This window comes from Segatella copri, from assembly GCF_015074785.1.
GTDB lineage: Bacteria > Bacteroidota > Bacteroidia > Bacteroidales > Bacteroidaceae > Prevotella.
Genome location: NZ_CP042464.1, coordinates 2,195,122 through 2,207,049 on the forward strand (window position 1 = coordinate 2,195,122; position 11,928 = coordinate 2,207,049).

Sequence of the window (11,928 nt, forward strand, 5' to 3'; positions counted from 1 at the left end):
TCTTTGCAAAAGAATTTAATAAAGAACATATAAACATTATAAAAAGTAGACATTATGAAGGAATTAAAAGGAACAAAGACAGAGAAGAACCTCCAGGAGGCTTTCGCTGGTGAGTCACAGGCTCGTAACAAATATACCTATTTTGCAAGCAAGGCAAAGAAGGACGGTTTTGTACAGATAGCTAATATCTTTGAGGAGACAGCTGCTAACGAGAAGGAGCACGCTAAGTTGTGGTTCAAGTATCTGGAGGGCGGTGCTATCCAGGATACAGAGAAGAACCTGGAGGCTGCTGCGAATGGTGAGCACGATGAATGGACAGACATGTATCCTCGTATGGCGAAAGAGGCTCGCGAAGAAGGTTTCGAGGAGATTGCAGCTAAGTTTGAAATGGTTGCTGAAATCGAGAAGCACCACGAGGAGCGTTATCGTAAGCTCTTGAAGAACGTACAGGACAAGCTCGTCTTCTCTCGTGACGGCGACTGCATCTGGCAGTGCTCTAACTGCGGACATATTGTAGTAGGCAAGAAGGCTCCTGAGGTTTGCCCAGTCTGCAACCACCCACAGAGCTACTTCCAGATTGAAGCACAGAATTACTAATTCTTGCTTAGGACGGATTTGCCAAATTCGCCGGAACGACTAGCGAAAGAAACGCATAGCGAGATATATACTAAAAGAAAGCCAGCAGGGGAAATTCCTGCTGGCTTTTATTTTATTCATGATTGAATAGCCACCCTAAAAAGCTAGAGTCATGATTATTGTTTAATTATCCCAGACACTTAATCCTGGTCTTTTATTTGACTGGAATTCATAATCATTTTCTATCACATCACTGTTATTCAAATTTTCAGATGGACTAGCAGCGAGGATTAACTCATTAGAGATGTTCATAACATCCATATTTGGCTTGATATAATTTTTCTTGTTCATAATGATAATTGTTTTAAAAGGTTGATTTACTTATTTACATATTTCTTTCCGTACTTGATTACTACGCCCTTGTAGCTTTAACTTTTAAATTGTTTATATTTAGGGTTTTAATTACTTTCTGGTGCAAAATTGAGCAATTATTCAATACGATGCAAATTTATTTGATGGAAATACCTTTTTGAAACATTTTTATAATCGTTTCGAACACTTTTTTTCTGTAAAAACTTGGTTTTGTGGTTTTTAAGTCTTAATTTTGCAGCGCTAATCAAAACATTATAATTATGAGAAGAAAATTACTACAATGGACACTTGCTATGATTGCAGCAGCCCTGCCAGCTATACCATCTCTGGCACAAATACCTGATGGCTATTACGACTCTCTGAAAGGCAAGAAGGGAGCCGAACTGAAAAACGCAATACACGATATCATCAAAACAGCTAAAGTGTATGGCTATGGAAGCGGTAAAGGAAAAACATGGTGGGGATTCTGGGATACAGACCGGGATGAAAACGGATACTATATCGACCGATACTCTGCCCAGAACGAATGGGAGAAAGCAACCTCTCAAGGTACACCTGGAGCAGCCATGAACATAGAACACTCTTTCCCTAAAAGCTGGTGGGGAGGAGCAAGCAACCAGGCATATAAAGATCTCTACAACCTGATGCCATGCAAAGCCAGAATCAATTCTACCAAAAGCAACTTTCCTATGGGAAAGGTGGAAAGTGGCGATAAAGGCAATGGTTGGACCAAAGTGGGCAGAGGCAGCGACGGAAAAATGTATTGGGAGCCTGCTGATATGTGGAAGGGCGACTTTGCCCGTGGCTACATGTATATGGCTACCACCTACCAGCACTTCAACTGGACCGGAACCCAAGCCCTGCAGATTCTGCAGAAGGGCAACTACCCAACACTGCAGAAATGGGCTTACACCTTATATATACAATGGGCTAAAGGTGACATGCCTGATAAATTGGAAATCCAACGTAATGAAGAGGTATTCAAGATTCAAGGCAACCGCAACCCATACATCGACTTCCCTAACCTGATGGAATATGTATGGGGCGACAGCATTGACTATGCTTTCGATCCTGCCAAGACCCTGAAGGCAACAGAGTACAAGGGCGGAACTGGTGGAGAAGGTGGTGGCGGAACCATCGACCCAACCCCTAATCCGGAAAAGCCTTCGGTAGAAACACTGATGAACGAAGACTTTACCAAGGGTAAAGGTGGCTGCACGGAAACTATCAACAGAAACGAAAGTGGCTACAAGAATATATGGATGCAGACTTCACAATATGGTTGGAAGGCTTCAGCCTATACAGCAAGCAACAAGAAGAACCATGCCGCAGATGCCCTCCTCTCAACACCGGAGATAGACCTTACGGAATATAACAATGCAACACTGACTATCAATCAGGCTGTCAACTTCGTCAAAGGTAAGGGACACGAATACCTGTCAATAGAAGCATTGGTTACCAACCCGGAAACCGGCGAAACTGAGACATCATTGCTCGATGATTTCGTGGTACCACAAAAAGATTCGTGGGAGTTTAACGATTATAATCTCGATTTGTCACAGTATTGTGGAAGCAAGTTACAACTCCGTTTCCGCTACACCAGCGATGAAAACATCTGCTGCACTTGGGAAATCAAGAAAATGTCGGTCAAGGGAACCAAACCTGTGGGAACAGGCATCAACCAGACACAGATATCAACTTCTACCGATATCGACTTCAGTCAGTCATATCAGGTATACACCATTGATGGAAAGAAGACCAGCCTCAGCAACGGCTATAAGGGAATCTTAATCATCAAACAAGGTAAGAATGCTAAGAAAATCGTGAAATAACAGAAATCATTAAGCCCATCTTGCATCGTCTGATACAAGATGGGCTTTTTCTTTATGATTTAGCTTGAACCATTTCCAACAAGATTTCTATCAATCTAGGAACACCATACTGTTCTATCTCGTCCTCTTTCACCCAGATATAATCATCAGGGAGCAGGGGGCGGGTTTCTGTTTCCTGCAGATAGAAGTCGGCAAGGAGGACGCGATGGGTAAGTACATGCTTCACATCCTTAGCCAGGAGAAGAGGATTATGGACAAAGGCAGGCAGTTGCGGAGCATCTGATGCGTTATATGGTTCCCACAATCCTTGCCAGATATCACCCTCGCCGCGACGGTGGATAGCCACTTCGCCTTTACACCTTATATATATATAGGAGAGATGGCGCGTTTTCACCTTCAGTGTCTTGTTCTTCACCGGCAACTCCTCTACCCTTCCTGTTCTCAAAGCCTCACAGGTTTCAGCAAGCGGACAGACAAGACATTTTGGAGATTGGGGAGTGCACTGGATAGCTCCGAAATCCATCATGCCCTGATTATAAGATGCAGCATCAGAAGCAGGCAAAAGTGATTGCGCCAACGCAGCAAACTCCTTTTTCCCCTGCGTTGAGTTGATAGGAGTATCTATTCCGAAGTAGCGTGAAAGAACCCGATACACATTGCCATCTACTACTGCCGCCGGAATATCGAAAGCGAAAGAACCGATGGCTGCTGCAGTATAATCGCCCACCCCTTTCAGGGCTTTGATACCTTCAAGCGTATCAGGGAAATGACCGAGCTCCACAATCTGTTTGGCAGCAGTATGAAGGTTGCGGGCTCGCGAGTAATACCCCAATCCCTGCCAGAGTTTCAAGACATCATCCTCGCTGGCAGCAGCCAAGTCTTCAACCTTGGGATAGGTCTTCATGAACCGCTCCCAATATTCCCATCCCTGTGCGATGCGGGTTTGCTGAAGGATGATTTCGCTCAGCCAGATGGCATAAGGATCCTTGGTTTCGCGCCAAGGCAAATCCCTACCATACTCACGAAACCAACGGATAATGACAGCCGAAAAACTATTCATAAAATTCAATGTTCAAATCTCAATGTTCAAAGTAATTACTGTTCCGGATATTGCTCGTAAATCTTCAGGCCGAACTCATTCGCCAAGGCATAGGCATGCTCCATGATATCGGCAAGGATATGCTCGTAATTTACCCATACCTTATCCTTGATGAAGAAATAGAACTCGATAGGAAGACCGCATTGTGTGGCTTCCATGTGACGCACCATCAATGTGAGATCGGTATTGACCTCCGGACGCTGGCGCAGATACTTCTCCATGAATTTACGGTAAAGCTGAAGATTGGTAGGAGCAAGGGCTGCAGGATTCTTTAAATCCTCAATATCCTTCCCTTCTTGTATATCTTTATCTATCGCCTTCTGCAACGACTCCTTCAGCTTAAACGAATCTTCGGTGGCGAAATGCTTGGCAAGCAGATTACGTTTTAATGTCTCATCCACCAGACGGACACTACGGAAATCGAAGTAAACCACGCGCTTCACTCTTCGTCCACCACTCTTCTGCATACCAATCCAGTTCTGGAACGAACCGTTCACCAGGGTAGTAGGCGAAATAGTAACAATGGTGTTATCAAAGTTGCGCACCTTCACGGTCGTGAGTGACATATCCTCAACGATACCATTGGCATCCACCGACTTCACCGTAATCCAGTCGCCCTTATGCAACATATCATTGCTGGTAAGACGCACACCAGCCGCCAATCCCGTGATGGTATCCTTGAAGACTAGCATCAGGACAGCCGAGGTAGCACCCAAACCGGCAAAGAGGGTCATCGGGTTTTTGCCTAGCAGGATGGCAATCACCACCACAGCAGCCACGAAGAGCATCAATACCCTGAGAACACCGCAGAAAGTATGGAAATACTGCTGAGCCGACGAGCGTCGCTCCTGAGAATCCTCCAGTCCTTTGAAAGACCCGATGAAGACCAGAACCGTACGCACCGACATCACCACGATATAGATGCCCGTAGCCCGCTCCAATATTTCCTTGAATATCGGATATTCCAGATAAATCAGTGGCATGAGCGACCATATCACCACAGCCGGCACAATATGGCAAGCCGAGGTGAGCACCTTCTTGTTCAGCAGCACATCATCCCAAGTGATGTCCGTCTTATCAGTAATCTTACTGATGAGCGGAACCAGTATCTTGCGACAAAGAAAATCGCTCAACATCGCCAAGAGGATGGCAGTAATGGTGAGCAAGATATGGCGCAGCATGGGCACAAAATCACCGGTGACTCCTGCCCATGTAATCATTTCATCTACAAACTTACGAATTTCCTCCATAAAACTATTAACTATCAACTATAAACTATCAACTAACGCTCACGGTTGGCAGAGCAAAGTACATACTTTATCTGCAAAGTGTCTGGCATTATTGCCATGCATGATACCATTGTTGATGATGGCGAAACAGAGCTCATGACCATTGGCTGCGGTACAGTAACCCGCCAATGAGATGATGCCCGTCAGCGTACCCGTCTTTGCTTTCACATTGCCATGCACAAAACTGTTCTTCATACGCTTCTTCAACGTACCGTCAACTCCACCGATAGGCAGCGAATGCTTCAGATGGTCCATGATGTTGCCGTTGAGATAAGCATAACGCAGCAGTCTCACCTCCAGTTCGGCACTGAGATAATTATAGAGCGAAAGTCCCGAGCCGTCAGCCAGTTTATATCTTGCCGGATCGAGTCCTATCTTACGGATAAGCTGTCTTTCCACATTTCGGGCACTCTTGGCACTCGCCCATTTATTGCCCGTAGAAGCCGCAATCTGATAATACATGCTCTCGGCATAGAGATTATCACTCTCCTTCATCATCTTGTGCAGAATCTGATCCATCGTATGGAATCGGGTACAGACCGTAAAGGCACTCGCAGGGCAAGTCTTCTCTGAAGCCCCAAAGCAGGAATATTCGATGCCTTCCTCACGGAGCTTGGCAAGAAACTTATCCATAAAGATGTCCTTGCGCTGGAATACCAGTGGCGAAAGCACCGGATTGTCATCATCCCAGCACCAGCCTTCACCCAACAGGTCGGCATCCTTCAAAGAGCGGTCGGCATAGATGCTGCCACGGATGGTGTCAACACCCATATCCTTCAGACTATTGACAAATGCCGACATATCATCGCTGTTGAAACGGGGATCCATACCGCCTATACAATAGATATTCCCCGTCAATACTCCATTCTCAATGGTACCGGTATATTTCAGAGTGGTTTTAAACTGGTAAGAACCACCCAACTTATCGAGCGCCGTAATGGCAGTCAGGAGCTTCATCGTACTTGCCGGACGCATCAGCTGTCGTTCATTTCTCTGATAGATACAAGAGTCAGCAGACAGGTCCCAGACCATCAGTCCTACCTGTGATGTTTCGAACATCTTGCTTTCAAGGAGTTTATCAATACCCACCTTCACCGATTCTGGCCAAGGCAATTTCTGAGTCAGCGTATCCGCTGCCAGGGAGTCAACGAGTGTAGAGTCGGAAACATCCTCCTCATCAACCGTTTCTATTCCCTCATCTTCAATCACATTCTGGGCCTGCACCGGTACGGATATCCATACCATCATCAGACCCAACATCATATATATTATCTTTTTCATCACAATCAGTTCACCTGAACTTAAAAGAAATTATTTATTCTTGATTCTCTCCATAAATGCCTCTTCATTATCCGGCTGAACGGTCACAATATTCTTATGCCCGTATTCGATGACCACACAATGGTCTAATCCGAAGAAAGTCTTGGCGATGTGTACATCAATGACATCACATAGCGGCACATTTCTGTTGGAAGAGAACCTGCCCTCATTGATGATGAGATATTCCATTTTCTCATCCAGGTCTATCGGTTTTACCATCTTGAAGGTATAGGTTGTATTCAGTATGCGCTCTATCATGCCCACGATGATGATAGCCACAAAGATGCCGATGATAGCCAGTTTGACCCAGAAGAAGTAGAGAGCCAGGATTGCAAACACCGCCACACCGATACGTGCCGTCAGCGTAAAGCGCTTATGAAAAGTTCTATCTGCCATAACTTTGATTTATTACCTTATATTATTGTCGTTTTTACGACCTTTTGATAGTCTAAAAGACTATATAACCTTAAATTTCGCTGCAAAATTACAAAAAATCCCTCTCTTATTACTCATTTTAAAGATTAATTATTACTTTTGCAACGAATTAAGAATTAATTCTGAGAGAATGGGGCTGTTTTATAGATAAAAACACCCGTTCTTAAAATTGAAATTAGATAAGAATAAACTCAATGGTTTATAAGTATGATTTTCTGATTATCGGCTCAGGAGTTGCCGGTATGAGTTACGCCCTGAAAGTAGCCAGAGCGCATAAAGGTAAGGTGTGTATGATTTGCAAAACCTCTCTCGACGAGGCTAACACGTCATTCGCACAAGGTGGTGTGGCGTCAGTTACCAACTTGGAAGTGGATAACTTCGACAAGCACATACAGGATACAATGATTGCTGGTGATTATATCAGCGATTATAAAGCAGTGAAGCAGGTTGTCACCATGGCACCGGAGCAGATCAAGGAGCTCGTGCAGTGGGGCGTCAACTTCGATAAGCAGCAGGACGGCAAGTTCGACCTACACCGTGAGGGCGGTCACAGCGAGTTCCGCATCCTTCATCATGCCGATGATACGGGTGCAGAAATCCAGCGCGGTCTGATGGAGGCTGTGCGCAACTGTCCGGATATCGATATCAAGGAAAATCATTTCGCCGTGGAGATTATCACTCAGCACCACTTGGGTGCCCGTGTTACCCGCCGCACTCCTTATATCAACTGTTATGGTGCATACGTATTGAATCCTGATACCCAGAAGGTGGATACCTATCTGAGTAAGGTTACCGTGATGTGTACCGGTGGATGTGGTGCTGTTTATCAGACTACCACCAACCCTGTCATCGCTACGGGTGATGGCGAGGCGATGGTATACCGTGCCAAGGGAACTGTAGCCGACATGGAGTTTGTCCAGTTCCACCCAACCGCTCTTTATCATCCGGGCGAAACCCATCCTGCCTTCCTCATCACCGAGGCGATGCGTGGATACGGTGGCATCTTGCGTCTGCCTAACGGCGAAAGTTTCATGGAGAAATATGACAAGCGATTGAGTCTGGCTCCTCGTGACATCGTGGCTCGTGCCATCGATAAGGAGATGAAGATTCACGGATTGGATCATGTCTGTCTCGATGTAACCCATAAGAATCCAGAGGAGACCAAGCGTCACTTCCCTAATATCTACGCCAAGTGTCTGAGCATCGGCATCGACATCACCAAGGAGTATATCCCTGTTCGTCCTGCCGCTCACTATATGTGTGGTGGCATCAAGGTAGATTTGAACGGCTGTTCAAGCATCAACCGTCTCTATGCCCTGGGCGAGTGTTCATGCACCGGTCTGCATGGCGGTAACCGTCTTGCCAGCAACTCGCTCATCGAGGCTGTGGTTTATGCCGAGACTGCTGCCAAGCACAGTATTGAACATGTAGATGAGTACGACTTCAATGAGAAGGTACCAGCATGGAATGATGAAGGTACTTTGACCAACGAAGAGAAGGTGCTGATTACACAGAGCGTGAAAGAGGTGGGCGAATGCATGAGCAACTATGTAGGCATCGTGCGCAGCGACCTCCGTCTGAAGCGAGCATGGGACCGCCTCGATCTTCTCTACGAAGAGACAGAAAACCTCTTCAAGCGTGTAAAGGTAAGCAAGGAACTCTGCGAGCTCCGCAACATGATCAACGTGGGTTATCTCATCACCCGCATGGCGATAGAACGCAAGGAGAGCCGTGGTCTCCACTATACCATCGACTACCCTGTTCATGCTTACGACAAGAAATAAAGTTTTTTCAAGCTACCATATAAAGCCGCCAGGATATTCTCACACGATATCCTAGCGGCTTTTTCTTTGCCTACAGGAAAGTTCAAATTCTTAATGACATAGATGACCACACTTTGCTGCCCCTCAAAAAGTAGACACAGAAAGGTGGAAAACTGATGGAAAATGATTACCTTTGCAAGCAGATAGAGTTGTGTGCCCTGTAGAGAGGGCGTAGCCCGAACGTAAGGGCACACAACTTGCCGAAGCACGGTTATCTTATCGTCAAGTATTCACCAGAAAGGAAACTTTTTATGGCAAAGCATTTAAATCCATTGGAAAAGGAGTTCTTGATTCGTAAGTTCAAGGGAAACTCCAAAGTTAAGCTCGGTGATTTCTGCAGGGCAAACAATGTCTCGGAAACTTCTTTTAAGAAGTGGCTGAAGCAATATGAAGAAGCAGGCATAGAGGGGTTGGCTCGTGCTGATGCTGAGATTGGGAACATACTTCCTGAGGGCATTGACAAAACCAAGGAGGGGTATAAGCGAGAAATCCTACGCTTGCGTATTGAGAATGAACGGCTCAAAAAAAAATATCTGGTGAGGCAGAACGAGGATGGGCAAACGGAGTATGTTCGTTTAAAAATGAAGAGTTCAAAATAGTGGACATGCTATCGCACGAGTATCCTGTCAAGGATATCTGCAAGATGATGGGAGTAAGTCGGTCGGGGTATTACAAGTGGCTTAGAAGAGAGCCTTCATCCCGTGAGATCAATCGTGAGTTCATGGTGGGTGTGGTTGAGGACATACACTCGGAACACCCTACACATGGCTACAGGTGGGTGGCGGCGTACATAAGAATCAATTTACAGTTGAGTATCAGCGACAATTTCTCTTATAAATGCTTCCAATATCTTGGTATTCAGTCACAAACGAGACACAAGATACATTACAAACCACGTAAGGTAAAGGATAAGTACCCCAACCTCATTTATTCCACGTGGGACACGGTAGACAGACCTCGACAAGTTATCGTCTCTGACATGACAGTCATCAAATACTCTTGGTTCTTCTTTGAGTTGACCATGTATTTCGATGTCTTTACGAAAGAAATCCTAACGTGGCATGTGGCTGAGAGACGTGGACATAGAGACCAGTACATTGATGGGCTAAATGATGTCATCAACCTGTTGAAGGGCACAGATGAGCCAACTGTTCTTCATACGGACCAAGGTAGCGTGTATGCTTCGCTCGCCTATAATGAGCTGATAAAGGACACCTTGATTGTGAGGTCTATGTCCAGGGCAGGAAAGCCTACAGACAACCCTGTGAACGAATCCCTCAACGGATGGATAAAAGAGGAATTGTTCATAGACTTCAAGATTGAGACATGTAATTCAAGAGAGGAGTTCGAGGAGGCCTTGGACGCATACGTGGATTATTACAATGAGAAAAGACCATGTTATGCTATCGGCTATGATACGCCAAATAATTACAGGAAGAGGTTTTATAAAGGGGAGCTTCCAAGAAAGGACACTTTTGGGAAGCGAGAGGCTAATGCAACACCGAAGTTCATCACAGAACGGAAGAAAATGGCTGGAAATGAGAAAAATAAAGAATAATGTTCACTTTTATAAAGAAAAACTTGCAAATATGGATGAGATTGTCTACTTTTGCAAATGAAAAGGAACGAAATTTGATAGATATGTGTACTTTTAAAAATATAAATAATTAATAATCATTTTTTGTGTCCACTTTGGGGAACTGCTACACTTTTGCAGCAAAGATTTTGGTAAAACGACATAAATCGCAAAAATAAATTTTGGTAAAACGACATATTTTTGCTAAAAAGATTTTGGTAAAACATATTTTTTATATAACTTTGCACCCATAAAACATTGAAAATATGGAGAATAGGGTATTCAAGAGAAAAATATATAGCCAAATGGCTGAATGGAAGGAAATTTCCAAGGGAAGTACAGCCCTCCTTGTAGAGGGTGCTCGCCGTATTGGAAAGTCAACTATCGTAGAAGAATTTGCCAAGAATGAATACGAATCATACATTATGATAGATTTCAATGAGGCTTCCAAGGAAGTGAAAGCACTCTTTGATGATCTTATGAATATGGATTTCATTTTTCTTTTCCTGCAGAATGCTTACAATAAAACATTGCATGAGCGAAAGTCGGTTATCATCTTCGATGAGGTACAACAATGTCCGAAAGCCCGACAAGCCATCAAGTATTTGGTAAAAGACGGTAGATATGACTATATAGAGACTGGCTCACTTATCAGCATACATAAGAGCACTAAGGACATTAGCATCCCTAGCGAAGAACATCGTATCGAGATGTTTCCGATGGATTACGAAGAGTTCAGATGGGCCATGGGGGACACGGCTAGCGTGCCTCTGCTGCGTCAAGTTTTCGATAAGAAAATATCTCTAGGCGAGGGAGTCAACAGATTGAAGATGAGAGAGCTACGCCTATATATGTTGGTAGGAGGAATGCCACAAGCTGTCAATGCTTATCTTAACACTAACAATCTACAGCAAGTAGATACCGTAAAGCGACAGATTCTCCAACTATATGCTGATGATTTCAGAAAGATAGACCCATCGGGCAAAATATCCAAACTATTCATGTCTATCCCAGCCCAATTGAGCAGGAACCAGCTCCGCTATCAGCCTACTTCTGCTGTAGGAAGAATGGCTGCTGAGAAAATAGATGAGTTGATACTCAACTTAGAAGACAGCAAGACTGTTAACATTGCGTACCACACGGATGATCCGAATGTAGGAATGCCACTGACAGCCAACATCAACAAGTACAAACTGTACATAGGCGATACGGGACTATTCGTAACTTTGGCTTTCTGGGACAAGGATTATACGGAGAACATCATCTACCAGAAACTGTTGAGCGACAAGCTATCCACCAACATGGGATACGTATTTGAGAATCTGGTTGCCCAAATGCTGAGAGCCTCAGGCAACAGACTCTTTTACTATACTTTTCCAAAGGATGCCACGCATTCTTACGAAATCGACTTTTTGTTGTCACGCGGCAGTAAGTTGTGCCCTATAGAGGTCAAGTCGTCTGGATACAAAACGCATGCCTCGCTTGATGCTTTCTGTCAAAAATTCTCCAACAGGATAGTAAATCCGTACTTGGTTTACACCAAAGATCTGCAGAATGATGGGCAAACACTCCTGATTCCGATTTACATGACCCCATTCTTATAAAG

General features: G+C 44.6%; 11 protein-coding genes. 6 read left to right on the forward strand and 5 right to left on the reverse strand.

All coding sequences use genetic code 11. The features are described 5' to 3' along the window. The first annotated feature begins 54 nt into the window (after positions 1–54). Positions 55–597, forward strand: coding sequence for a rubrerythrin (gene rbr / locus FO447_RS09440; RefSeq protein ID WP_117728384.1), 543 nt, complete (start codon positions 55–57; stop codon positions 595–597). A 162-nt stretch (positions 598–759) separates the two neighbouring features. Here rbr and FO447_RS09445 read toward each other — a convergent pair whose 3' ends face one another. Then, on the reverse strand, positions 760–927 hold the full coding sequence (locus FO447_RS09445; protein ID WP_181976446.1) for a hypothetical protein: 168 nt from the start codon (positions 925–927) through the stop codon (positions 760–762). Positions 928–1,208: 281 nt separating this feature from the next. On the opposite strand from FO447_RS09445, the gene FO447_RS09450 reads away from it, so the two are divergent. Then, positions 1,209–2,780, forward strand: coding sequence for an endonuclease I family protein (locus FO447_RS09450; protein ID WP_200756138.1), 1,572 nt, complete (start codon positions 1,209–1,211; stop codon positions 2,778–2,780). A 52-nt stretch (positions 2,781–2,832) separates the two neighbouring features. On the opposite strand, the gene mutY is transcribed toward FO447_RS09450, so the two are convergent. From mutY to FO447_RS09470, 4 genes are read right to left on the reverse strand one after another with little or no spacing between them, the layout of a single operon-like run. Beyond that, positions 2,833–3,840, reverse strand: coding sequence for an A/G-specific adenine glycosylase (gene mutY / locus FO447_RS09455; protein ID WP_200756139.1), 1,008 nt, complete (start codon positions 3,838–3,840; stop codon positions 2,833–2,835). Between the two features lie 35 nt (positions 3,841–3,875). Further along, positions 3,876–5,129, reverse strand: a complete 1,254-nt coding sequence (locus FO447_RS09460; RefSeq protein WP_200756140.1) for a mechanosensitive ion channel family protein — start codon at positions 5,127–5,129, stop codon at positions 3,876–3,878. Positions 5,130–5,168: 39 nt separating this feature from the next. Further along, positions 5,169–6,449 carry a D-alanyl-D-alanine carboxypeptidase/D-alanyl-D-alanine endopeptidase gene (dacB, locus tag FO447_RS09465; RefSeq protein ID WP_200756141.1) on the reverse strand — a complete coding sequence of 427 codons (1,281 nt, stop codon included), beginning with the start codon at positions 6,447–6,449 and terminating at the stop codon, positions 5,169–5,171. Between the two features lie 30 nt (positions 6,450–6,479). Continuing rightward, positions 6,480–6,884 carry a hypothetical protein gene (locus FO447_RS09470; RefSeq protein WP_118139663.1) on the reverse strand — a complete coding sequence of 135 codons (405 nt, stop codon included), beginning with the start codon at positions 6,882–6,884 and terminating at the stop codon, positions 6,480–6,482. A gap of 233 nt (positions 6,885–7,117) precedes the next feature. Between FO447_RS09470 and nadB the strand changes: the two genes are divergently transcribed. From nadB to FO447_RS09490, 4 genes are all read left to right on the forward strand, one after another. Next, positions 7,118–8,707, forward strand: coding sequence for an L-aspartate oxidase (gene nadB / locus FO447_RS09475; protein ID WP_117693492.1), 1,590 nt, complete (start codon positions 7,118–7,120; stop codon positions 8,705–8,707). A 290-nt stretch (positions 8,708–8,997) separates the two neighbouring features. Beyond that, positions 8,998–9,345: a helix-turn-helix domain-containing protein gene (locus FO447_RS09480; protein ID WP_118067409.1), complete on the forward strand. Its 348-nt coding sequence runs from the start codon at positions 8,998–9,000 to the stop codon at positions 9,343–9,345. A gap of 5 nt (positions 9,346–9,350) precedes the next feature. Then, positions 9,351–10,304 (forward strand): IS3 family transposase, encoded by a 954-nt coding sequence (locus tag FO447_RS09485; RefSeq protein WP_118417203.1) that lies wholly within the window; start codon positions 9,351–9,353, stop codon positions 10,302–10,304. A 284-nt stretch (positions 10,305–10,588) separates the two neighbouring features. After that, positions 10,589–11,926, forward strand: a complete 1,338-nt coding sequence (locus tag FO447_RS09490; protein ID WP_117728536.1) for an ATP-binding protein — start codon at positions 10,589–10,591, stop codon at positions 11,924–11,926. Positions 11,927–11,928: the final 2 nt, after the last annotated feature.

Excerpts from the sequence above, each read along its gene's own strand:
- rbr (WP_117728384.1), top strand. The coding sequence starts at position 55 with ATGAAGGAATTAAAAGGAACAAAGACAGAGAAGAACCTCCAGGAGGCT.
- FO447_RS09445 (WP_181976446.1), bottom strand. The coding sequence starts at position 927 with ATGAACAAGAAAAATTATATCAAGCCAAATATGGATGTTATGAACATC.
- FO447_RS09450 (WP_200756138.1), top strand. The coding sequence starts at position 1,209 with ATGAGAAGAAAATTACTACAATGGACACTTGCTATGATTGCAGCAGCC.
- mutY (WP_200756139.1), bottom strand. The coding sequence starts at position 3,840 with ATGAATAGTTTTTCGGCTGTCATTATCCGTTGGTTTCGTGAGTATGGT.
- FO447_RS09460 (WP_200756140.1), bottom strand. The coding sequence starts at position 5,129 with ATGGAGGAAATTCGTAAGTTTGTAGATGAAATGATTACATGGGCAGGA.
- dacB (WP_200756141.1), bottom strand. The coding sequence starts at position 6,449 with ATGAAAAAGATAATATATATGATGTTGGGTCTGATGATGGTATGGATA.
- FO447_RS09470 (WP_118139663.1), bottom strand. The coding sequence starts at position 6,884 with ATGGCAGATAGAACTTTTCATAAGCGCTTTACGCTGACGGCACGTATC.
- nadB (WP_117693492.1), top strand. The coding sequence starts at position 7,118 with ATGGTTTATAAGTATGATTTTCTGATTATCGGCTCAGGAGTTGCCGGT.
- FO447_RS09480 (WP_118067409.1), top strand. The coding sequence starts at position 8,998 with ATGGCAAAGCATTTAAATCCATTGGAAAAGGAGTTCTTGATTCGTAAG.
- FO447_RS09485 (WP_118417203.1), top strand. The coding sequence starts at position 9,351 with ATGCTATCGCACGAGTATCCTGTCAAGGATATCTGCAAGATGATGGGA.
- FO447_RS09490 (WP_117728536.1), top strand. The coding sequence starts at position 10,589 with ATGGAGAATAGGGTATTCAAGAGAAAAATATATAGCCAAATGGCTGAA.